Annotated in this window: 23 protein-coding genes; 16 read left to right on the top strand and 7 right to left on the bottom strand. The window is 65.0% G+C overall.

Annotated features, from left to right (window positions below; translation table 11 throughout):
- Window positions 1-407 precede the first annotated feature (407 nt).
- On the top strand, window positions 408-1,385 hold the full coding sequence (locus C5689_RS16660; RefSeq protein ID WP_425293405.1) for a bifunctional riboflavin kinase/FAD synthetase: 978 nt from the start codon (window positions 408-410) through the stop codon (window positions 1,383-1,385).
- A 100-nt stretch (window positions 1,386-1,485) separates the two neighbouring features.
- Here C5689_RS16660 and C5689_RS16655 read toward each other — a convergent pair whose 3' ends face one another.
- The 3 genes from C5689_RS16655 to C5689_RS16645 all read right to left on the bottom strand — a co-directional run bounded on the left by C5689_RS16655 (window position 1,486) and on the right by C5689_RS16645 (window position 3,586).
- Window positions 1,486-1,770, bottom strand: coding sequence for a hypothetical protein (locus tag C5689_RS16655; RefSeq protein ID WP_108918361.1), 285 nt, complete (start codon window positions 1,768-1,770; stop codon window positions 1,486-1,488).
- A gap of 55 nt (window positions 1,771-1,825) precedes the next feature.
- Complete coding sequence (locus C5689_RS16650) at window positions 1,826-2,164, bottom strand: hypothetical protein (RefSeq protein ID WP_206605373.1); 339 nt, start codon at window positions 2,162-2,164, stop codon at window positions 1,826-1,828.
- A 192-nt stretch (window positions 2,165-2,356) separates the two neighbouring features.
- The gene (locus tag C5689_RS16645) at window positions 2,357-3,586 is read right to left on the bottom strand and encodes a multidrug effflux MFS transporter (RefSeq protein WP_244594761.1); all 1,230 of its coding nucleotides are present in this window, start codon (window positions 3,584-3,586) and stop codon (window positions 2,357-2,359) included.
- A gap of 201 nt (window positions 3,587-3,787) precedes the next feature.
- Here C5689_RS16645 and C5689_RS16640 point away from each other — a divergent pair, with 201 nt between their 5' ends.
- Both C5689_RS16640 and C5689_RS16635 read left to right on the top strand, forming a co-directional pair.
- A complete protein-coding gene (locus C5689_RS16640) occupies window positions 3,788-4,132 on the top strand; it encodes a DUF952 domain-containing protein (RefSeq protein WP_108918360.1) in 345 nt (114 codons plus the stop codon).
- Window positions 4,129-5,187 (top strand): quinone-dependent dihydroorotate dehydrogenase, encoded by a 1,059-nt coding sequence (locus tag C5689_RS16635; protein WP_108918359.1) that lies wholly within the window; start codon window positions 4,129-4,131, stop codon window positions 5,185-5,187. Before C5689_RS16640 ends, C5689_RS16635 begins: the two co-directional genes overlap by 4 nt.
- A 15-nt stretch (window positions 5,188-5,202) precedes the next feature.
- On the opposite strand, the gene C5689_RS16630 is transcribed toward C5689_RS16635, so the two are convergent.
- Together C5689_RS16630 and C5689_RS16625 are read right to left on the bottom strand one after the other, a co-directional pair.
- Window positions 5,203-6,249 carry an AMP-binding protein gene (locus C5689_RS16630; protein ID WP_108918358.1) on the bottom strand — a complete coding sequence of 349 codons (1,047 nt, stop codon included), beginning with the start codon at window positions 6,247-6,249 and terminating at the stop codon, window positions 5,203-5,205.
- Window positions 6,228-8,048: an extracellular solute-binding protein gene (locus tag C5689_RS16625; RefSeq protein WP_108918357.1), complete on the bottom strand. Its 1,821-nt coding sequence runs from the start codon at window positions 8,046-8,048 to the stop codon at window positions 6,228-6,230. The genes C5689_RS16630 and C5689_RS16625 overlap by 22 nt, the downstream gene beginning before the upstream one ends.
- Window positions 8,049-8,359: 311 nt before the next feature.
- Between C5689_RS16625 and C5689_RS16620 the strand changes: the two genes are divergently transcribed.
- Window positions 8,360-9,100 (top strand): invasion associated locus B family protein, encoded by a 741-nt coding sequence (locus tag C5689_RS16620; protein ID WP_108918356.1) that lies wholly within the window; start codon window positions 8,360-8,362, stop codon window positions 9,098-9,100.
- 199 nt (window positions 9,101-9,299) lie between these two features.
- Here the strand turns inward: C5689_RS16620 and hspQ are convergent, their stop codons facing one another.
- Both hspQ and C5689_RS16610 read right to left on the bottom strand, forming a co-directional pair.
- On the bottom strand, window positions 9,300-9,632 hold the full coding sequence (gene hspQ, locus C5689_RS16615; protein WP_108918355.1) for a heat shock protein HspQ: 333 nt from the start codon (window positions 9,630-9,632) through the stop codon (window positions 9,300-9,302).
- 107 nt (window positions 9,633-9,739) lie between these two features.
- Window positions 9,740-10,783 carry an HpcH/HpaI aldolase/citrate lyase family protein gene (locus C5689_RS16610; RefSeq protein ID WP_108918367.1) on the bottom strand — a complete coding sequence of 348 codons (1,044 nt, stop codon included), beginning with the start codon at window positions 10,781-10,783 and terminating at the stop codon, window positions 9,740-9,742.
- Window positions 10,784-11,286: 503 nt separating this feature from the next.
- Between C5689_RS16610 and rpsL the strand changes: the two genes are divergently transcribed.
- The 12 genes from rpsL to rpsC all read left to right on the top strand — a co-directional run bounded on the left by rpsL (window position 11,287) and on the right by rpsC (window position 19,896).
- Window positions 11,287-11,658 (top strand): 30S ribosomal protein S12, encoded by a 372-nt coding sequence (rpsL, locus tag C5689_RS16605; RefSeq protein ID WP_003610013.1) that lies wholly within the window; start codon window positions 11,287-11,289, stop codon window positions 11,656-11,658.
- 12 nt (window positions 11,659-11,670) lie between these two features.
- On the top strand, window positions 11,671-12,141 hold the full coding sequence (gene rpsG / locus C5689_RS16600; protein WP_018266642.1) for a 30S ribosomal protein S7: 471 nt from the start codon (window positions 11,671-11,673) through the stop codon (window positions 12,139-12,141).
- A 35-nt stretch (window positions 12,142-12,176) separates the two neighbouring features.
- Complete coding sequence (gene fusA / locus C5689_RS16595; RefSeq protein WP_108918354.1) at window positions 12,177-14,252, top strand: elongation factor G; 2,076 nt, start codon at window positions 12,177-12,179, stop codon at window positions 14,250-14,252.
- A 44-nt stretch (window positions 14,253-14,296) separates the two neighbouring features.
- Window positions 14,297-15,487, top strand: coding sequence for an elongation factor Tu (gene tuf / locus C5689_RS16590; protein ID WP_108917673.1), 1,191 nt, complete (start codon window positions 14,297-14,299; stop codon window positions 15,485-15,487).
- A 111-nt stretch (window positions 15,488-15,598) separates the two neighbouring features.
- Window positions 15,599-15,907: a 30S ribosomal protein S10 gene (gene rpsJ, locus C5689_RS16585; protein ID WP_003613511.1), complete on the top strand. Its 309-nt coding sequence runs from the start codon at window positions 15,599-15,601 to the stop codon at window positions 15,905-15,907.
- A gap of 63 nt (window positions 15,908-15,970) precedes the next feature.
- Window positions 15,971-16,684 carry a 50S ribosomal protein L3 gene (gene rplC / locus C5689_RS16580; RefSeq protein ID WP_108918366.1) on the top strand — a complete coding sequence of 238 codons (714 nt, stop codon included), beginning with the start codon at window positions 15,971-15,973 and terminating at the stop codon, window positions 16,682-16,684.
- Between the two features lie 6 nt (window positions 16,685-16,690).
- Window positions 16,691-17,311 carry a 50S ribosomal protein L4 gene (rplD, locus tag C5689_RS16575; RefSeq protein WP_108918365.1) on the top strand — a complete coding sequence of 207 codons (621 nt, stop codon included), beginning with the start codon at window positions 16,691-16,693 and terminating at the stop codon, window positions 17,309-17,311.
- Entirely contained in the window at window positions 17,308-17,604 is a 297-nt protein-coding gene (locus tag C5689_RS16570) for a 50S ribosomal protein L23 (protein WP_024881009.1), read from the top strand. The genes rplD and C5689_RS16570 overlap by 4 nt, the downstream gene beginning before the upstream one ends.
- A 22-nt stretch (window positions 17,605-17,626) precedes the next feature.
- Window positions 17,627-18,466, top strand: a complete 840-nt coding sequence (gene rplB / locus C5689_RS16565) for a 50S ribosomal protein L2 (protein ID WP_108918353.1) — start codon at window positions 17,627-17,629, stop codon at window positions 18,464-18,466.
- 3 nt (window positions 18,467-18,469) lie between these two features.
- A complete protein-coding gene (rpsS, locus tag C5689_RS16560; RefSeq protein WP_018266636.1) occupies window positions 18,470-18,748 on the top strand; it encodes a 30S ribosomal protein S19 in 279 nt (92 codons plus the stop codon).
- 5 nt (window positions 18,749-18,753) lie between these two features.
- Window positions 18,754-19,140, top strand: coding sequence for a 50S ribosomal protein L22 (rplV, locus tag C5689_RS16555; protein ID WP_018266635.1), 387 nt, complete (start codon window positions 18,754-18,756; stop codon window positions 19,138-19,140).
- Window positions 19,141-19,152: 12 nt separating this feature from the next.
- A complete protein-coding gene (gene rpsC, locus C5689_RS16550) occupies window positions 19,153-19,896 on the top strand; it encodes a 30S ribosomal protein S3 (protein WP_108918352.1) in 744 nt (247 codons plus the stop codon).
- Window positions 19,897-19,914 lie beyond the last annotated feature (18 nt).

Raw genomic sequence — 19,914 nt, 5'->3', positions numbered from 1 at the left:
AGATCCGATCGCTTCCGAAGGCTTGGGCTCACGGAACGGCTCTCGCTCTTCCCTGTGGACGGGAGAGAAACACCGGTCCGGCGACGCGCCGCCTGTCCATGGACGGGGGTCGCCGTCCCGGATGGAGCCGGCCCCCGCCCGCGTTCCCTGACCCGAGAAACGCGCCCTTGCGTCGACGGGAGCGAGGGAGAGATAGGAATATTTTCAGTATATGTCAAGGTCGGGTGAGAGACTATCGGATGCTCACATCCTCCTCGCCTCACGGCGTCCTGCCGGGCTCGTCCCGGCCACCCACGTGGCGCACTTTCGGCGCTCGCCATGGCTTCCCTCCGCCCCGCTCTGGACATGGCGCGGCTTCCGAACCAAAGTGAGCCGGCTCCCGCATCGCACAAGCCTTGGACGCCGCCTTGTCTTCCGCGCCTTCTTTCATCGTCGCCCGCGATCCGCTCGCCCCGCCGCCGGGGCTCGAGGGAGCTGTCGTCGCCATCGGCAATTTCGACGGGCTGCACCGCGGCCATCGCGGCGTCATCGCCCATGCGCAGGCTCTGGCGCAAAAGCTCGGCAAGCCATGCGCGCTGCTCACTTTCGAGCCGCATCCGGCCGATTGCTTCGCCGGAAAATCGGTCATATTCCGCCTCACCCCGCCGGACGCCAAGGCCGCGATGCTCGCCCGCCTCGGCCTGGATGGAATGGTGATCCTCACTTTCGACAAGGACTTCGCCGCGCGTCCGCCGCAGGAGTTCACCGAGGAGATTCTTCGCAAGAGGCTCGGCGTCTCGGCGGCGGTGGCGGGCTATGATTTCTGCTTCGGCGCCATGCGCGCCGGCAATCCCGCGTTTCTGCGCGCCGAGGGCGATCGGCTGGGCTTTACCGTCGAGATCGTGCCGCGGATCACGCAGGACGAGGCCGGCAGCCTCGAGGCGGTCTCCTCCACCGCGACGCGCGAGGCGCTCGCCGCCGGCGATGTCGCGCTGGCGGCGAAGCTGCTCGGCCATCCCTATTTCGTCGAGGGCGTCGTGACCCGAGGCCGCCAGCTCGGCCGCACGCTGGGCTTTCCGACCGCCAATATCGCACTCGATCCTTCGAGCAAGCTGCGCCACGGCATTTACGCGGTGACGCTGGAGGCGGATGGCGTGCTGCGCGAGGGCGTCGCCAATTTCGGCCGCCGGCCGACCGTGGAGGCGGAGGGCGCGCCGCTGCTCGAGGTCTTCGTCTTCGATTTCGACGGCGATCTCTACGGCAAGACGGTGGAGGTCGCCTTCATCGGCTTCATTCGCGGCGAGGCGAAATTCCCCTCGCTCGACGCGCTCACCGCGCAAATGCACGCGGATGCGGCGAAGGCGCGAGAGATGCTTTCTCTGAGACAAACAGCCCCCTCATCCTGAGGCGCTTTTTGCGTAGCAAAAAGCCTCGAAGGATGCTCCAGAAGGCGGGGCGTCCGACCCTTCGAGACGCCGGCTCCTCAGCATGAGGGGCCGATCCATTTCATCCGAGCAGAGCGGCGAGAATCGTCTCGAATTCTTGCGAGAGCGGACCGATCGCGGCCGGTTTGCCAGCGCGGGCGTACCAATAGCCGGCGTTGCCGAGATCGCCTTCCGCGCGATGCAGAAAGGCGTGCACCCACATGGCGTTCGCCTTGCTGGAGCTGTCGACGCATTTATGCGCGCCGTCCCAGTCGCCCTTGGCGTTTTTCCACAGCGCGAGCAGCGGCGGCGAGAGGGCAGGGGGCGTCGCGGCGGCGAGGGAGGCATGGAATTGGGCGGGGGTCATAGGGCGAAGATAGGAGCGAGGAGGGCTGCGCGCATCCCCCTCGCGGCCCGTGGAATCAAGCGGAGCTCGAAAGCCAAATGAGCGCGGCGAGGTTCGCCAGCGCGGTTCCGGCGGGGCCGAAGGTCTTCATGCGATCCTCGATCGTCACGCCTATAGCGGCGTCGCACGCCTGAACGACGATCATGGCGCAAGCTGTCGCCGCGAGCCAAGGCGCGGAGCCCGTGACGAAGGGAACGAGGCTCACCAGCGCAAGAGCGACGCTTCTCGCGCAGGCATAGAGCGCCGCCACTCGGACATCAGCGGCGGCCGTGAAAGTCGCGGCGATGGAAAATCCGAGGCTTATCATCGCGCTGACGGCCGTGATCGACGCACAGAGAAGAAATGGAAGGGTCATTTGAAAAGCCTTTTGCTCGAAAAAGTGAGCCGGCGCGGCGCGCAGCGCATCGGCTGGCGAGTGGGAATGAAATTCTTGACAGTCGCTTATGATGATTTGGCTACGAACGGGCATCCGAAATGAGACGAGCAGCTCGTCCCGCGCGGGTCGAGCTGTCGCGCTGATTGGAAATCGCAGCGAGTTTCGCGGGCGTCACGGCGCCGACGCGGGTTCGCGATGTCGCTCCTGCGAAAGAGCGGATGCCTGCTTTGGAAAGGCGACGAACGCCACGATACATGCGGCGATTCCGCAAGCGGCGATCGCGGCGATCATCGGCAGAGCCGCGCCATTGGCCGTCGCGCCGACGATGAAGGAGGCGAATGTTCCGGCGCCGAACTGAAGCGCTCCCAGCAGGGCCGACGCCGTGCCGGAGATCGCGCCATAGGATTCGAGCGCCATGACGCTGCAAATGGGCATGACGACAGCCCTGGCGGCGATGATGACGAAGAGCGACGCGGCGAGCACAGCGAGACTCGCGCCGCCGGCCATTTCCACCGCCGCCAGCGAGACGGCCGTCACGGCATAGACCGCGACGGACGCGCGCACGACCGTCTGCGGCCGAAAGCGGCCCATCAGTCGCGGCGCGGTCTGCGCGGCCGCGATCAGGCCGATGGAATTGACGGCGAAGACGCCGCTATAGGCGGCGGGCGTCAGTCCATGCAGCGAAATGAAGACGAAGGAAGAGCCGGCGAGATAGGCGAAAAATCCGGCCTGCGCGAACGCCGCCACAGCCACATAAGGGAGAAAGCGGCGGCTGGCGAGAAGATGCGCGTAGTTTCGCGCGGCGTCGAGCGGGCGGCTGGCGGCGCGAAGCTCTTCCATGCGGGTCTCCGGCAAGGCGATCCACACCAGGACGAGATCGGCGACGCCGAACAGCGCCAGCGCGCCGAACAGAGCCTGCCATGGCGCGACGGCGATGATCGCCGAGCCCAACAGAGGCGCGAGAATCGGCGCGACGCCGAGGACGAGCATCATCATCGCGATGAGCTTGGCGGCCGTCTGCCCCGTGTACAGGTCGCGCACGATGGCGAGGCCCATCACCATGCCGGCCGAGCCGCCGAGCCCATGGATGAAGCGCCAGGCGGCGAGCTGCTCGGCCGTGCCGGCGGCGATGCTGCCGATCGAGCCGAGGATGAACAAGAAGAGCCCGGCGTAAATGACCGGCTTGCGGCCGACAGAGTCGGAAATCGGGCCGTAGAAGAGCTGGCCGATCATGAGGCCGGCGAAGAAGTACACGAGGCTGAATTGAACGCCGCCTTCGCCGACATTCAGCCCCGCCGCGATCTGCGGCATGGCCGGTAGATACATATCGATCGACAGCGGCCCCAGAGCGCCGAGAGCCCCGAGAATCGGCGCAATGCGCCTGGAAGATGTGTCTTGCATGAGCGGAGTTTCACCTTTCGCTCGGCGCTCGTTGCGTTCGCGCCGAGTTCGAAGGCTCGAGGAATGGATCGAGCCGAAGCTTTGGAATGGCGGACCGTTAGTGTTTAGAGCGATCTAAGATATATCTTTATATCGGCGGGGGTCAAGCCTTTCATTCCAGCCCCCTACCGCGGCGCCCCGAACGCCTGCTATCTCTCCGCCATGACCCTCATCTACAAGCTTCTCCCCGCTTCCCTCTGGCGTGAGGCCGAGGCGGCGGGCGCTTTCGCCGGCGCCGGGATCGATCTTTCCGACGGCTACATTCATTTCTCGACCGGCGCGCAGGTCGAGGAGACGGCGGCGCGCTATTTCAACGGCGTCGCCGATCTTCTGCTCGTCGCCGTGGAGGCGGAGCCGCTCGGCGACGCGCTGAAATGGGAGCCCTCGCGCGGCGGCGATCTCTTCCCCCATCTCTATGGAACGCTGCCCGTCGCCGGCGTCGCCAAAGTGACGGCCGTGCCGATGCGCGCGGACGGCGGCCATGATTTCGCGGGGCGTCTCGAATGATCGAGGTTTTTTTCGGCGATCTCGCCACCTCGCTGTTTCGCCGTCTGCCGCCGGAGACGGCGCATCAGGCGACGATCGTCGCTCTGCAGCTGATGCCGGCGCCGAAGCCCCCGCGCGACGATCCGCGCCTCGCGGTGCAAGCCTTCGGCCTCGATTTTCCCAATCCGATCGGCCTCGCCGCCGGCTTCGACAAGAACGCCGAGGTTCCCGACGCCATGCTGGCCATGGGCTTCGGCTTCGCCGAGGTCGGCACGCTGACTCCGCGACCGCAGGCCGGCAACGCCCGCCCGCGCGTGTTTCGGCTGGCGGAGGATCGCGGAATCGTCAATCGCTACGGCTTCAACAATGTCGGCCATACGCTCGCCTATGAGCGGCTGCTCGCCCGACGTTCGCGCGGCGGAATCGTCGGCGTCAACATCGGCGCCAATAAGGACGCCGCTGACCGCATCGCCGATTATGAGCGCGGCATTGCGGCCTTCTCCGAGCTGGCGAGCTATTTTACCGTCAACGTCTCCTCGCCCAACACGCCGGGCCTGCGCGATCTGCAGGAGAAGAACGCGCTCTCCGAGCTTTTGGCGCGCGTTCTCTCGGCGCGCGAGCGAGCGCGGCGCCGGCGCCCCGTTCTGTTGAAGATCGCGCCGGATCTCTCGCTCGAGCAACTCGACGATGTGGTGAGCGTCGCGCGCGCGCGCGAGATCGATGGGATGATCGTCTCCAACACGACGCTGGCGCGGCCTCAGACTCTGGCCTCGCCCTTTGCGAAAGAGGCGGGCGGACTCTCGGGCGCGCCGCTCTTCGATCTTTCTACGAAAATGCTCGCCGAGACGTTTCTCCGCGTCGAGCGGCAGTTTCCGCTCATCGGCGTCGGCGGCGTCGATTCGGCCGCGGCGGCGCTCGCCAAGATCGAGGCGGGGGCGAGCCTGGTGCAGCTCTATAGCGCGCTGGTCTATGAGGGGCCGGGGCTGGTGGGGCGCATCAAGAGCGGGATTTTGGAAACGCTGGAGCGCGAGGGCGAGACGCTGGCGGCGCTCGTCGGACGGCGGGCGCGCGGATAGGGGCGGGAGGGCCGCTCAATAGACGGAGCGGCCGGCCGGGGCGCGCGCGGGCGGGCGCAAGGCGCCGTCCGCGCCGATCTCGATGATCGGGCAGGAATAGGGATGCGAGGGCTCGAAGGCGGGCGCCTCCTCGCCGGCGCGATGGACGGCGACGCAGGCGAGAAGCGCGCCGCTGGTCAGCAGGCCGGCGGCGTCGAGCTCGGACATGACCGCGCGCGGCGCGACGAGGCGCACCGGGCCGATGGCGTCGAGCGTGGCGAGAAAAGCGGCGCCGTCGAAGGGCGCGAGGAAATGCAGCGCCGCGCCGGAGAGCAGCGCGGCGAGCGGTCCCGCGACGAGCCCGCCGATCGACCCCGGCGAGACCAGCGACAACAGCGGCGCCGAGCCATTGACATGCGCCTTGGCGATGAGGCCGAGGCTGGCGGAAATGAGCCCCGCCTGCTCGTAGAAATGCGGCGCGCCATATTGGTCGAGCGCACCGAGCAGCACTTTCTTGGCGGGCGCGGCGCGCGTCGCCGCAAGAGAATCATTCTCGCTGTGCGAGCGCGGGCCGAAATCGACGGCGCCGTCTATGGTTCCGTCGAGTGAGCCGATGAGCCTTATCGAAGGCGCTTGCGAGGCGACGCCGAAGACGAGCTCCTCGAGGCTCTCGCCGCCGATCGAGGCCGGCGCGATGAGCGCCGCGGCGGCGACGGCGCGCGCGCCCGCCGCCAGCGCGCCGATCGAGAGTCCGAGCGGCGCTGCGACGGGCTCGAGGCCGGCGGAAATGATTCCGATGAGCGCGACCAGCGTCGCCATATTCGGCGCGGCGAAGAGCATGATGCGCTCGCCGGGCTGAAAATCGAAGCTGCGCAGATCGGCGCGAAAGGCGGCGACGCGCCGGTCGAATTCGGCGTGGTCGATCTCCGCGCCGCTCGCGGCGTCGGCGGCGGCGAGACGCGCGGGGCGCAGCCGCGCCGCGCCGGCGATCAGCGCGTCGAGACCGAACATGGTCAGCGGATGCGCGCGCGTGAGCGTGCGGCCGGAATTGTCGGCGAGAGTCACGGCTCCGTCCTCCACCATGTCTCGAGCGTGGCGCCAAACAAGGGAGAGTAGCGGGGCAATTTCGACGGCCTCGCGATTTTCGTCGAATGAGCGATCCATTGCGTCGAGGAGTGATAGAGCGGCACGATGTAGAAACCGGATAGCAGCGCGCGGTCGTAGGCGCGCACGGCGGCGACGAAATCCTCGCGCCCGCGGGCGGACAGCAGCGCTCTTATGAGAGCGTCTATCGCCGCAGAGGAGGCTCCGGCGAGATTATAGGAGCCTTCTTGCGCGGCGCTTGCGGAGCCCCAGCGCATCCGCTGCTCGTTTCCAGGCGCGGCCGAGGCGGTCCAGGTCCCGAACATCATGTCGAAATCGAATTTTTGCCGGCGCCGCTGATATTGCACCTCATCGACGAGGCGCACGCTCGCCGCGACGCCGATGCGCTGCAGCGAGGAGGCGAAAAACAGCGCCAGCCGCTCCTGGTCGCGATTGGCGACCATGATCTCGAAGGAGAGCGGATCGCCGTTCTTCGCCAGCCGATTGTCGACGAGCTTGTAGCCGGCCTCGCCGAGCAGCTCCAGCGCGCGGCGGGCGGGCTCGCGGTCGCGGCCGGTGCCGTCATGCACGGGCGGGCGCCAGCGTCCTTCCAGAATGTCCTCGCGCACGGCGCCGGGGAAGGGCGCCAGCAGAGCGCGCTCCGCCTCGCTGGCCGGGCGGCCCGTGGAGGCGAGCTCCGATTCGTCGAAGAAGCTCTTGGTGCGCGTGTAGAGGCCAGAATAGAGATTGGCGTTGATCCATTCGAAATCGAACATGAGGCCCAGCGCCTCGCGCAGCCGCGCGTCCTGGAACATGGCCCGCCGCGTGTTGAAGACGAAGCCCTCCATGCCCTTGGGGCCCGGGCTCGGCAGCGTCTCCACGGCGACGCGCCCGTCGCGCACGGCGGGGAAGTCATAGCCGCTCGCCCAGCGCGTGGTGCTCGACTCCTCGCGATAATCGACGACGCCGGCCTTGAAGGCCTCGAACAGCGAATTGGCGTCGCGGAAATAATTGACGTCGATCTGATCGAAATTATAGAGCCCGCGCTGCATGGGGATATCCTTGCCCCAGTAGTTCGGGTCGCGCTTCAGCACGAGCCGCGCGCCAGGCTCGACATCCTCGACCATATAGGGGCCGGAGCCGATCGGCGGCTTCAAAGTCGCATCGGTGAAATGCTCGACATCGGTGGCGTGCTTGGGCAGCACGGGCAGAAAGCCGAGGATCAGCGGCAGCTCGCGATCATCGGCGCCGGTGAGATCGAAGACGATCGTCTGCGCGTCCGGCGTCTCGACGCGCTTCACCAGCCCATAGGCGCTGCGCTGCTGCGGACGGCCCTTGGCCTTCAGCAACTCGAAGGAGAAGCGCACATCCGCCGAGGTGAGCGGCGCGCCATCGGAGAAGTGGGCGCGCGGATCGAGATGAAAGGTCACATGCTCGCGCGAATCATCGACCTCGATCGACCGCGCGAGGACGCCATAGACGGTGAAGGGCTCGTCCAGCGAGCGCGCCATCAGCCGCTGAATGACATTGCCCTCGAGCCCTTGCGCGGTGGAGCCCGCCTTGAGGTTGAAGGGATTGAGGCTGTCGAAGGCGCCCTGCAGGCCGATTCGCAGCCGTCCGCCCTGCTTCGCCTGTGGATCGGCATAGGGAAGATGGTCGAAATCGGGCGGCAGAGCCGGCTCGCCATGCATTGCGAGGCCATGCCTCTCGGCCGCAAAGGCCATCGCGCCTTGCGCCCCTGCGAAGAACAAGGGGAAAAGCGTAGCGAGAACTGCGGCGCGAATCGCTCGAATCGTCATGGGCAGACCATATTTCAGGGCGGGCGGACCGGGACAAGACGTCTCCGACGAACTCGGGATAATCACATATGTTCTTGGAAATACGAGGGCTGCACAGGCTTGGGCGTTCCGTTTTCGCGTTTCCCGAGCTTTCGCTCGAGCTGCGATGCGCCCGCTGGAATTCGGCGCGTCGATTTTGTATGAGGCTAGCCGTCTACCTTTCGCCCCGTCCCAGGGCGAAGACCGAGGACGGGGAGGTAAGAGGCTCTTTCCTCGCGGCGAATGACGCCCCGTGCGCCCACTCGATCGTGCACTACTCGAAAGGACGACTTATGCCAATTCAATTTCCGCGGATCTTCGCTGCGGTTCTGACGGGGGCCCTCCTCGTTACGGCGGGCGTGGCGCAGGCTCAGCAAAAGCCGCCGGCTCACAAGCCCGCCGCTCCGGCTCCGGCTCCGGCTCCGGCCCCTGCGCCCGCTCCGGCGCAGCAGCCGGCTCAGCAACAGCAGCAGCCTCAGGGGCCGATCAAGGCCGATCTCGTCCCCGTGCAGCCGGAATGGACCAAGGTCTGCGGCGCGGACCAGCAGTCGAAGAAGGAAATCTGCTACACGACGCGCGATTTCGGCGCTCAGGCCGACCAGCCGTTGCTGGCGCTCGCGGTCTATGACCCCAAGGGCGACGATTCCAAGATCATCCGTCTGCTGCTGCCGCCGGGCCTGCTGCTGAAGCCGGGCTTCCGCTTCGCCGTCGGCGCCGGCGCGCTCGAGGCCGGCGAGTTCGAAATCTGCTTCCCCAATGGCTGCTTCGCGCAGGCCAAGGTCAAGACGGCGCTCATCGACCAGATGAAGAAGGCCGACAAAATGACCATAGTGGTCAAGAACCAGGTCAATAATGAAGTGACCTTCCTTCTGCCGCTGTCGGGCTTCGGCAAGTCCTATGACGGCCCGCCCGTCGATCCGAAGGTGCTCGAGGAGCAGCAGAAGAAGCTGCAGGAAGAGCTGCAGAAGAAAGCCGACGAAGAGCGCAAGAAGCTCGAGAGCCAGCAGAAGCCGGCCGCGCCCGCCGGGAAGTGACATATGCGGACACCGGCGTTTCGATCTCCCGATGGGGCGAGCGCCGGGGTTCGTCCTCCTCGGACAATTTGCGAGGAGCGAGCGACGAGACGATCCAGGGGCCGCCTCGCGGCTCTGGATCGCTCTGCTCGCAATGACGGAGCTGGATCGAATTCGTCGTCATTCCCGCGGGCGGAGCCGATCGGGAGTCGTCTCTCTCTCAGTGCCGCTTGACCGATTTCACGCGATAATAGCCGTCGGGCGCCCGCTCGAATGTCTCCTCGACCTGCGGATGCCGCACCGGATCGCCGGAGTTGTCGGGAATGAGATTCTGCTCCGAGACATAGGCGACATATTCCGTCTCCGAATTCTCGGCGAACAAATGATAGAAGGGCTGGTCCTTGCGCGGCCGGACTTCCTCCGGAATGGACAGCCACCATTCTTCGGTATTGGCGAATTCCGGGTCGACGTCGTAGATCACGCCGCGAAACGGATAGCGGCGATGCTTGACGACCTGCCCGATCGCGAATTTGGCGCTACATTCTCTCGTCATAGGATCGACGCCGTTGTTACGCTTCACACCGTTCGAAACGGTAGCGCAGCGCCGCGGCTCGCGTCAACGGCGGAACGCGCGGGCGGCGAACCGCCCGCGCGAGGAGATCAGAAGCCGTAGATCGCCGCGAATTCCGGATCATTGGCGGCGACCTGGCGAGCGAGGTCGACGACGACCTTGCATTGCTTCCAGGTGGCGTCGTCCTGCATTCGGCCGTCGATCATCACCGCGCCCGTGCCGTCCGGCATCGCCTCCAGCACGCGGCGGGCGAAGGCCACTTCCGCGGGATCTGGCGAGAAGACGCGCTTGGCGATGGCGATCTGCGTCGGATGCAGCGACCAGGCGCCCGCGCAGCCGAGCAGGAAGGCGTTGCGGAACTGCGACTCGCAGGCCGGCGAATCCGAGAAATCGCCGAAGGGGCCGTAAAAGGCCTTGATGCCCGCCGAGGCGCAGGCGTCGACCATTTTCGCGATGGTGTAATGCCACAAATCCTGCTGATAGGCGGCGCGCAGGCCCTGGCCTGGATCGGAGTCGGCGAGGACGCGATAATCGGGATGGCCGCCGCCGACGCGCGTCGTCTTCATCGCGCGCGAGGCCGCGAGATCGGCCGGGCCGAGGCTGATGCCATGCATACGCGGGCTCGCCGCGGCGATGGCGTCGACATTCTTCACGCCCTCGGCGGTCTCCAGAATGGCGTGAATGAGAATGGGTTTGGTCACGCCATTGCGCGCTTCGAGCTGCGCGAGCAGCTGATCGAGATAATGAATGTCCCAGGGGCCCTCCACCTTGGGCAGCATCACCACGTCGAGCTTATTGCCGACGGCCGCCACGATCTCGATGAGATCGTCGAGAATCCAGGGCGAGTTCAGCGAATTGATGCGGGTCCAAAGGCCCGTGGAGCCGAAATCCGTGGACTTGGCCATTTCGATGAAGCCTTTGCGCGCCGCCTCCTTGGCGTCGGCGGGAATGGCGTCCTCGAGATTGCCGAGCACCACGTCCACTTGGCGGGCGAGCTCCGGCACTTTGGCGCGCAGCTTCTCCAAATGCGGCGGAACGAAATGGATCATCCGCTCGACCTTGACCGGAAGCTCGCGCAGCGGCGCCGGCGCGCCGATCGCGAGCGGACGGTAGAATTGATTGGGAAGTTTCATCGTGCGGCTCTTTCTCATATGGGAGTGGCCGCAGCGATAGCCGGTCTTTTCGGTCGAGGGAATAGGGGGCGCGTCGCGCATGGTCCGATCTCGCGAGGGGAGGCGCATGGCGAGGCTTTCGCCTTAATTTCATTGAATGCTAATTTTCTTCTACATGACACAATCTGCGCTTGACGCGGCGATGGAGCGCCATTAGGTTCCGCCCACTTTCGACAGGCCGTAAGTTCATGTCGTCGCAAGCGCCGCGCTCGCGATCCTTCGAACTTATACGCTGTCGGCCTCACCTGAGACTGCCACGCAGTTGGTAATCATGAGGCGCGCGAGCGTCTCCCAGGAAGGCACGACCCCGGAAACGGGGTCCTCTGCATGAGGAGCGCCTTGGGCCGAAGGGCCGAGGGCGCTCGGCTCGCTTGCGTTCTCGCGAACGCCTGCGGGCGAACGATTATTCGCCAATTCGCCGGGCGCACGAACACATGCGCCTGATCTGGAGCGAAGGAACTGGAATGCCGACGATCAGCCAGTTGATCCGCAAGCCGCGGCAACCGAAGACCTACCGCGAGAAGTCCCGCCATCTCGGGGCCTGCCCCCAGAAGCGCGGCGTCTGCACGCGCGTCTATACGACGACGCCGAAGAAGCCGAACTCGGCTCTCCGCAAGGTCGCCAAGGTGCGCCTGACCAATGGCTTCGAGGTCATCGGCTACATCCCCGGCGAAGGCCATAACCTCCAAGAGCACTCGGTGGTCATGATCCGCGGCGGCCGCGTGAAGGACCTTCCCGGCGTGCGCTATCACATTCTGCGCGGCGTGCTCGACACGCAGGGCGTCAAGGACCGCAAGCAGCGCCGTTCGAAATACGGCGCGAAGCGTCCGAAGTAAGGAGCGAGACAGATGTCGCGTCGCCATCGCGCCGAGAAGCGGGAAATCATCGAGGACGCCAAGTTCGGCGATTCCGTCGTCACCAAGTTCATGAACTCGATCATGTACGACGGCAAGAAGTCGGTCGCCGAGGCGATCGTCTACGGAGCCTTCGACATCATCGAGGCCAAGGCCAAGAGCGATCCTCTGCAGGTGTTCAAATCGGCGCTCGAGAATGTCGCGCCGGCGATCGAGGTTCGTTCGCGGCGCGTCGGCGGCGCCACCTATCAGGTGCCGGTCGAGGTTCGCAACGAGCGCCGTCAGGCGCTCGCGATCCGCTGGATCATCACGGCGGCGCGCGCTCGCAACGACAAGACGATGGTCGATCGTCTTTCGGCGGAGCTGCTCGACGCCTCCAACAACCGCGGCAATGCGGTGAAGAAGCGCGAGGACACGCACCGCATGGCGGAAGCGAACCGCGCCTTCTCGCACTATCGCTGGTAACCCTTTTCGTCGCCCTCTGATCGAGGACATCTCAAATGCCCCGTAGCCATCCCATCGAAGACTATCGCAACTTCGGCATCATGGCCCACATCGACGCGGGCAAGACGACGACGACCGAGCGTATTCTGTACTACTCCGGCAAGAGCCATAAGATCGGCGAGGTGCATGAAGGCGCCGCGACGATGGATTGGATGGAGCAGGAGCAGGAGCGCGGCATCACCATCACCTCCGCCGCGACGACGACCTTCTGGAACGGCAAGCGCCTGAACATCATCGACACGCCCGGCCACGTCGACTTCACCATCGAGGTCGAGCGCTCGCTGCGCGTTCTCGACGGCGCTGTCTGCGTTCTCGACGGCAATCAGGGCGTCGAGCCGCAGACCGAGACGGTGTGGCGTCAGGCCGACAAATATGCGGTTCCGCGCGTCGTCTTCGTCAATAAGATGGACAAGATCGGCGCCGATTTCTATCGCTGCGTCGACGATATCGTCACCAAGGTCGGCGGCAAGCCGGTCTGCCTGCAGCTGCCGATCGGCGCCGAGAATAATTTCAAGGGCGTCGTCGATCTCGTCCGCATGAAGGCGGTGGTCTGGGACGACGAGGGTCTCGGCGCGAAATATCACGACGAAGAGATCCCGGCCGATCTCGTCGAGAAGGCGAAAGAATATCGCACCACGCTGATCGAGGCGGCGGTCGAGCTCGACGACGACGCCATGGCCGCCTATCTCGACGGCCAGGAGCCGAGCGAGGAGACGCTGAAGAAGCTCGTCCGCAAGGCTGTTCGTTATACCGCCTTCCATCCGGTGTTCTGCGGCTCGGCCTTCAAGAACAAGGGCGTGCAGCCTCTGCTCGACGCGGTCGTCGACTATCTGCCGTCGCCCGTCGATCGCGAGGCGATCAAGGGCGTCGACATGAACACCGGCGACGAGCTCGTGCGCAATCCGTCCGACAGCGAGCCTTTCTCCATGCTCGCCTTCAAGATCATGGACGATCCTTTCGTCGGCACGATCACCTTCTGCCGCGTCTATTCCGGCAAGATCGAGTCGGGCACGACCGTGCTCAACTCGACCAAGGACAAGAAAGAGCGCGTCGGCCGCATGTTGCTGATGCACGCCAATAATCGCGAGGATATCAAGGAAGCTTATGCGGGCGACATCGTCGCTCTCGCCGGCCTCAAGGAGACCCGCACCGGCGACACGCTCTGCGACACTCTGAAGCCTGCGATTCTGGAGCGCATGGAGTTCCCGGAGCCGGTCATCGAGATCGCCATCGAGCCGAAGTCCAAGGCCGATCAGGAGAAGCTCGGCATCGCGCTCCAGAAGCTCGCCGCCGAGGATCCGTCCTTCCGCGTCTCGACCGATCAGGAGAGCGGCCAGACCATTCTGAAGGGAATGGGCGAGCTGCATCTCGACATCAAGGTCGATATTCTCAAGCGCACCTATAAGGTCGACGCCAATATCGGCGCCCCGCAGGTCGCCTATCGCGAGCGGCTGACGAAGCGAGTCGAGATCGACTACACGCATAAGAAGCAGACCGGCGGCACCGGCCAGTTCGCCCGTGTCATCATCATTTTCGAGCCGAACGAGCCCGGCGCCGGCAATGCCTTCGAGTCGAAGATCGTCGGCGGCTCGGTGCCGAAGGAATATATCCCCGGCGTCGAGAAGGGCATCAACAGCGTGATGGGATCCGGCATTCTCGCGGGCTTCCCCGTCGTCGATGTCAAGGCGACTCTGATCGACGGCGGCTTCCACGACGTCGACTCGTCGGTGCTGGCCTTCGAAATCGCCTCGCGCGCGGCGTTCCGCGACGCGCTGCAGAAGGGCGGCTCGGTGCTGCTCGAGCCGATCATGAAGGTCGAAGTGGTGACGCCCGAGGAATATACGGGCTCGGTCATCGGCGACATCAACTCGCGGCGCGGGCAGATCCAGGGTCAGGACATGCGCGGCAATGCGGTCGTCGTCGATGCGATGGTGCCGCTCGCCAATATGTTCGGCTACGTCAATCAGCTGCGTTCCTTCACCCAGGGACGCGCGAACTACACGATGCAATTCGATCACTACGACCAGGTCCCCGAGGCGGAGTCGAAGAAGGTTCAGGCCAAATACGCCTGATCGTCTCAACGTCGCGGAATCAGTCTTCTCTAAGGAGTGTGGCCATGGCCAAGGAAAAATTCTCACGCACGAAGCCGCATTGCAACATCGGCACGATCGGTCACGTGGACCATGGCAAGACGTCGCTGACGGCGGCGATCACCAAGGTTCTGGCCGAGTCGGGCGGCGCGACCTTCACGGCCTATGACCAGATCGACAAGGCCCCGGAAGAGCGCGCGCGCGGCATCACCATCTCGACGGCGCATGTCGAGTATGAGACGACCAATCGCCACTACGCCCACGTCGACTGCCCCGGCCACGCCGATTATGTGAAGAACATGATAACCGGCGCCGCGCAGATGGACGGCGCCATCCTCGTCGTCTCCGCCGCCGACGGCCCGATGCCGCAGACCCGCGAGCACATCCTGCTCGCCCGCCAGGTCGGCGTGCCGGCGCTCGTCGTGTTCCTGAACAAGGTCGACATGGTCGACGATCCCGAGCTGCTCGAGCTCGTCGAGCTCGAGGTCCGCGAGCTTTTGTCGAAATACGAGTTCCCCGGCGACGACATTCCGATCACCAAGGGTTCGGCCCTGGCGGCGCTCGAGAACAAGACGCCCGAGATCGGCCATGACGCGATCCTGAAGCTGATGCAGACGGTCGACGAATATATCCCGCAGCCGGAGCGTCCGAAGGATCAGCCCTTCCTGATGCCGGTCGAGGACGTGTTCTCGATCTCGGGCCGCGGCACGGTGGTGACGGGCCGCGTCGAGCGCGGCATTGTCAAGGTCGGCGAGGAAGTCGAGATCGTCGGCATTCGCCCGACGGTGAAGACGACCGTGACCGGCGTCGAAATGTTCCGCAAGCTGCTCGATCAGGGCGAGGCGGGCGACAATATCGGCGCGCTGCTGCGCGGCACCAAGCGCGAGGACGTGGAGCGCGGCCAGGTTCTGTCGAAGCCGGGCTCGGTGAAGCCGCACACCAAGTTCAAGGCGGAAGCCTATATTCTGACGAAGGAAGAAGGCGGCCGTCATACGCCGTTCTTCACCAACTATCGTCCGCAGTTCTACTTCCGCACGACGGATGTGACCGGCATTGTGACGCTGCCCGAGGGCGTGGAGATGGTGATGCCGGGCGATAATGTGGCGATGGAGGTGAACCTCATCGTTCCGATCGCCATGGAGGAGAAGCTGCGCTTCGCCATCCGCGAAGGCGGCCGCACCGTCGGCGCCGGCGTCGTCGCCTCGATCATCGAATAAGGAATTTGGACCGCGGGGCGTCGCGCCTCGCATTCGTAGAAACGGCCTGCGAGCCTTCACGGCTCGCGGCCCAGAGCGCGCCGCGGCTCGCGGTCCAAGAGGAAGACGCTGATGAACGGACAGAATATCCGGATTCGCCTCAAGGCGTTCGATCACCGGATTCTCGATACGTCGACGAAAGAGATCGTCTCCACCGCCAAGCGCACGGGCGCTCAGGTGCGCGGTCCGATCCCGCTGCCGACCAAGATCGAGAAGTTCACGGTGAACCGCTCGCCGCACATCGACAAGAAATCGCGTGAGCAGTTCGAGATCAGGACTCACAAGCGCGTGCTCGATATCGTCGATCCGACCCCGCAAACCGTGGACGCGCTGATGAAGCTCGACCTCGCCGCCGGCGTCGACGTCGAAATCAAGCTCTAAAGAACAGAAATGAACCGGGCGCCTCTCGCCAGTAGAGCGATGCGCCTTTCGAAGGAAGAGATCATGCGGTCTGGCGTCATCGCGCAAAAGGTCGGAATGACCCGCGTCTTCACCGAAGCGGGCGAGCATGTGCCGGTCACGGTGCTGAAGCTCGACGGCTGCCAAGTCGTCGCCCATCGGACCATGGAGCAGAACGGCTACACCGCCGTGCAGCTCGGCATCGGCCGCGCCAAGGTGAAGAACGTCTCCAAGGCCGAGCGCGGCCGCTTCGCCGTCGCCAAGGTCGAGCCGAAGCTCAAGCTCGCCGAGTTTCGCGTCGCGGAGACGGAGCTGCTTCCCGTCGGCGCCGAGATCACGGCCGATCATTTCGTGGTCGGCCAATTCGTCGACGTGACCGGCACGACGATCGGCAAGGGTTTTGCCGGCCCGATGAAGCGTTGGAACTTCGGCGGTCTGCGCGCCACCCACGGCGTGTCGGTGTCGCATCGCTCGCATGGTTCGACCGGCGGCCGTCAGGACCCCGGCAAGACCTTCAAGAACAAGAAAATGGCCGGCCATATGGGCGTCGACCGCGTGACCACGCAGAATCTGCGGGTCGTGCAGACCGATGTCGAGCGCGGCCTGCTGCTGGTCGAGGGCTCCGTGCCCGGACATGCCGGCGGCTGGATTTTTGTGCGCGACGCGGTGAAGCGGGCGCTGCCGGCCGAGGCGCCGCAGCCCGGCAAATATCGTCTGGCGGAAGCTCCCGCCGCGCAAGAAGACAAGAAGGAGGACTGAGCCGTGGTGCAGATCAGCGTCACGTCGTACGACGGCCAGGAAGCCGGCTCGATCGAGCTGGCGGACGAGATTTTCGGGCTCGAACCGCGCCAGGATCTCATCTTCCGCATGATCCGCTGGCAGCTCGCCAAGCGGCGCGCCGGCACCCATGCGGTGAAGAACCGCGCCGACATCGCCCGCACCGGCAAGAAGCTGCACAAGCAGAAGGGCACGGGCGGCGCTCGTCATGGATCGCGGCGCGCGCCGCAATTCATCGGCGGCGGCCGGGCCTTCGGTCCGGTGGTGCGCAGTCATGAGCACGACCTGCCCAAGAAGGTGCGCGTCCTCGCTCTGAAGCACGCGCTCTCGGCCAAGGCCAAGGATGGGGCGATCGTCATTTGGGAGAACGCCGATCTGGCCGAGCCCCGGACGAAGCTGTTGAAAGCCGGTTTCGACAAGACCGGGCTCTCGAGCGCGCTCATCATCGACGGCGCCGAGCCGCAGGTGAATTTCGCGCTGGCGGCTCGCAATCTGCCGCGGATCGACGTGCTGCCGGTCCAGGGCGTCAACGTCTACGACATTCTGCGCCGTGAGAAGCTCGTGCTCACCCGCGCTGCGGTCGATGCGCTGGAGGCGCGCCTGAAATGAGCAAGGATGTGCGCCATTACGACGTGATCGTCTCCCCGGTCATCACCGAGAAGGCGACGATCGCTTCGGAGCAGAACAAAGTGGTCTTCAATGTCGCCAAGACCGCCACCAAGCCGCAGATCAAGGCGGCGGTGGAAGGCTTGTTCGACGTGAAGGTCGAGGCCGTCAACACGCTGCTGCGCAAGGGCAAGCTGCGGGCCTTCAAGGGCGTGCGCGGCCGCCAGTCGGATGTGAAGAAGGCGGTCGTCACGCTGGCCGAAGGCCATAAGATCGACGTGACGACGGGACTCTAAAGGCAGGCTCGAGGACAAAACCATGGCGCTGAAGACATTCAAGCCGGTCACGCCGAGCCTTCGCCAGCTCGTCATCGTCGACCGTAGCGGTCTCCACAAGGGCAAGCCCGTCAAAACCCTCACCGAGGGCAAGACGTCCAAGGGCGGCCGCAACAATAACGGCCGCGTGACCGTGCGCTTCCGCGGCGGCGGCCATAAGCAGGCCTATCGCCTCGTCGACTTCAAGCGCCGCAAGCTCGATGTCGTCGGCAAGGTGGAGCGGATCGAATATGATCCGAACCGCACGGCCTTCATCGCGCTCATTCGTTATGCGGATGACGAGCTGTCCTACATTCTCGCGCCGCAGCGTCTTTCGGTCGGCGACGAGGTGGTGTCGGGCGCTCAGGTCGATGTGAAGCCCGGCAACGCCATGCCGATCGGCAATATCCCGGTCGGCACGATCGTCCACAATGTCGAGATCAAGATCGGCAAGGGTGGCGCGATCGCGCGCTCGGCGGGCAATTACGCGCAGATCGTCGGCCGCGATCAGGGCTATGTGATCCTTCGCCTGAACTCGGGCGAGCAGCGCCTCGTTCATGGTCAGTGCTTCGCGACCATCGGCGCGGTGTCGAATCCGGATCACATGAACATCTCGCTCGGCAAGGCGGGTCGTTCGCGCTGGCTCGGCCGTCGCCCGCATAATCGCGGCGTCACCATGAACCCGGTCGACCATCCGCACGGCGGCGGCGAAGGCCGCACCTCGGGCGGCCGTCATCCGGTCACGCCCTGGGGCAAGCCGACCAAGGGCAAGAAGACCCGCACGAACAAGAAGACCGACAAATTCATCGTGTCCTCGCGGCACGCCAAGAAGAAGAAGGGCTGATCCATGGCTCGCTCTATCTGGAAAGGCCCGTTCGTCGACGGCTATCTGCTGAAGAAGGCGGAGACCGCGCGCGCCTCGGGACGCAGCGATATCATCAAGATTTGGAGCCGCCGCTCCACCATTCTGCCGCAGTTCGTGGGTCTCACCTTCGGCGTGCACAATGGCCACAAGCATGTGCCCGTGTCTGTCAGCGAAGACATGATCGGGCACAAGTTCGGCGAATTCTCTCCGACGCGCACCTTCCATGGTCACGCGGCGGACAAGAAGTCGAAGAGGGGCTGACGAACATGTCCAAGCCGAGCAATCCGCGCGCGCTGGCCGACAATGAGGCGAAAGCCGTCGCCAACACGCTGCGCGTCTCCCCGCAGAAGCTCAATCTTCTGGCCCAGCTCATCCGCGGCAAGAAGGTCGATCGCGCTCTCGCCGATCTCGAGTTCTCGCGTAAGCGCATCGCTCACGAGGTCAAGAAGACCTTGGAGAGCGCCATCGCCAACGCCGAGAATAATCATGGCCTCGATGTCGACGATCTGATCGTCGCTCAGGCCTTCGTCGGCAAGTCGCTGGTGATGCGGCGCTTCGCGGCGCGCGCCCGTGGCCGCTCGAGCCGCATCGAGAAGCCCTTCGCGAATCTGACGATCATCGTCCGCGAAGTCGAAACGCCGGCGAAAGCCTAAAGGGAGCCAACGATGGGTCAGAAGGTCAATCCGATCGGGCTGCGCCTCGGCGTCAACCGCACCTGGGATTCGCGCTGGTTCGCGAGCAAGGGCGAATACGCCAAGCTGCTACACGAGGATCTCGCCATTCGCGCCGCGGTGACGAAAAATCTCAAGCAGGCTGCGGTGTCGCGCATCATCATCGAACGCCCGCACAAGAAGTGCCGCGTGACCATCCACTCGGCTCGTCCGGGCGTGGTCATCGGCAAGAAGGGCGCGGATATCGACAAGATCCGCAAGCTGGTGGGCAAGCTCACCGGCAGCGAAGTGGTGATCAACATCGTCGAGGTGCGCAAGCCCGAGGTCGAGGCGACGCTGGTCGCCGATTCGATCGCGCAGCAGCTCGAGCGCCGCGTCGCCTTCCGTCGCGCCATGAAGCGCGCCGTGCAGTCGGCGATCCGCCTCGGAGCGCAGGGCATTCGCATCAATTGCTCGGGCCGTCTCGGCGGCGCGGAGATCGCGCGCCTGGAATGGTATCGCGAGGGCCGCGTGCCGCTGCATACGCTGCGCGCCGACGTCGACTATGGCGTCGCCACCGCGCATACAGCTTACGGCGCTTGCGGCATCAAGGTCTGGATCTTCAAGGGCGAGATCCTCGAGCATGATCCGATGGCGCAGGACAAGCGTCTGGCCGAGCAGGCCGCCGGCGGCGGTGAGCGCGAACATCATGGCGAGCGTCGCCGTCGCGAGCCGCGCGAGCCGCGCGACGCGGCCTAATTTCGAGAGTTCGACATC

The sequence above is a fragment of the Methylosinus sporium genome (genome assembly GCF_003113265.1).
In the GTDB taxonomy this organism is placed as follows: domain Bacteria; phylum Pseudomonadota; class Alphaproteobacteria; order Rhizobiales; family Beijerinckiaceae; genus Methylosinus; species Methylosinus sporium.
The sequence above is the reverse complement of the archived record's forward strand: the minus strand, read 5'-3'. Positions and strand labels throughout refer to the sequence as shown.

What these genes read in the sequence shown, in the direction of transcription:
- C5689_RS16645 (WP_244594761.1), bottom strand. Translation starts at nt 3,586, where the DNA reads ATGCAAGACACATCTTCCAGGCGCATTGCGCCGATTCTCGGGGCTCTC.
- rpsL (WP_003610013.1), top strand. Translation starts at nt 11,287, where the DNA reads ATGCCGACGATCAGCCAGTTGATCCGCAAGCCGCGGCAACCGAAGACC.
- hspQ (WP_108918355.1), bottom strand. Translation starts at nt 9,632, where the DNA reads ATGACGAGAGAATGTAGCGCCAAATTCGCGATCGGGCAGGTCGTCAAG.
- C5689_RS16625 (WP_108918357.1), bottom strand. Translation starts at nt 8,048, where the DNA reads ATGACGATTCGAGCGATTCGCGCCGCAGTTCTCGCTACGCTTTTCCCC.
- rplC (WP_108918366.1), top strand. Translation starts at nt 15,971, where the DNA reads ATGCGGTCTGGCGTCATCGCGCAAAAGGTCGGAATGACCCGCGTCTTC.
- tuf (WP_108917673.1), top strand. Translation starts at nt 14,297, where the DNA reads ATGGCCAAGGAAAAATTCTCACGCACGAAGCCGCATTGCAACATCGGC.
- C5689_RS16620 (WP_108918356.1), top strand. Translation starts at nt 8,360, where the DNA reads ATGCCAATTCAATTTCCGCGGATCTTCGCTGCGGTTCTGACGGGGGCC.
- C5689_RS16640 (WP_108918360.1), top strand. Translation starts at nt 3,788, where the DNA reads ATGACCCTCATCTACAAGCTTCTCCCCGCTTCCCTCTGGCGTGAGGCC.
- rpsG (WP_018266642.1), top strand. Translation starts at nt 11,671, where the DNA reads ATGTCGCGTCGCCATCGCGCCGAGAAGCGGGAAATCATCGAGGACGCC.
- rplB (WP_108918353.1), top strand. Translation starts at nt 17,627, where the DNA reads ATGGCGCTGAAGACATTCAAGCCGGTCACGCCGAGCCTTCGCCAGCTC.
- C5689_RS16570 (WP_024881009.1), top strand. Translation starts at nt 17,308, where the DNA reads ATGAGCAAGGATGTGCGCCATTACGACGTGATCGTCTCCCCGGTCATC.
- rplV (WP_018266635.1), top strand. Translation starts at nt 18,754, where the DNA reads ATGTCCAAGCCGAGCAATCCGCGCGCGCTGGCCGACAATGAGGCGAAA.
- C5689_RS16610 (WP_108918367.1), bottom strand. Translation starts at nt 10,783, where the DNA reads ATGAAACTTCCCAATCAATTCTACCGTCCGCTCGCGATCGGCGCGCCG.
- C5689_RS16655 (WP_108918361.1), bottom strand. Translation starts at nt 1,770, where the DNA reads ATGACCCCCGCCCAATTCCATGCCTCCCTCGCCGCCGCGACGCCCCCT.
- rpsS (WP_018266636.1), top strand. Translation starts at nt 18,470, where the DNA reads ATGGCTCGCTCTATCTGGAAAGGCCCGTTCGTCGACGGCTATCTGCTG.
- C5689_RS16635 (WP_108918359.1), top strand. Translation starts at nt 4,129, where the DNA reads ATGATCGAGGTTTTTTTCGGCGATCTCGCCACCTCGCTGTTTCGCCGT.
- fusA (WP_108918354.1), top strand. Translation starts at nt 12,177, where the DNA reads ATGCCCCGTAGCCATCCCATCGAAGACTATCGCAACTTCGGCATCATG.
- rpsJ (WP_003613511.1), top strand. Translation starts at nt 15,599, where the DNA reads ATGAACGGACAGAATATCCGGATTCGCCTCAAGGCGTTCGATCACCGG.
- C5689_RS16630 (WP_108918358.1), bottom strand. Translation starts at nt 6,249, where the DNA reads ATGGTGGAGGACGGAGCCGTGACTCTCGCCGACAATTCCGGCCGCACG.
- C5689_RS16650 (WP_206605373.1), bottom strand. Translation starts at nt 2,164, where the DNA reads ATGACCCTTCCATTTCTTCTCTGTGCGTCGATCACGGCCGTCAGCGCG.
- rpsC (WP_108918352.1), top strand. Translation starts at nt 19,153, where the DNA reads ATGGGTCAGAAGGTCAATCCGATCGGGCTGCGCCTCGGCGTCAACCGC.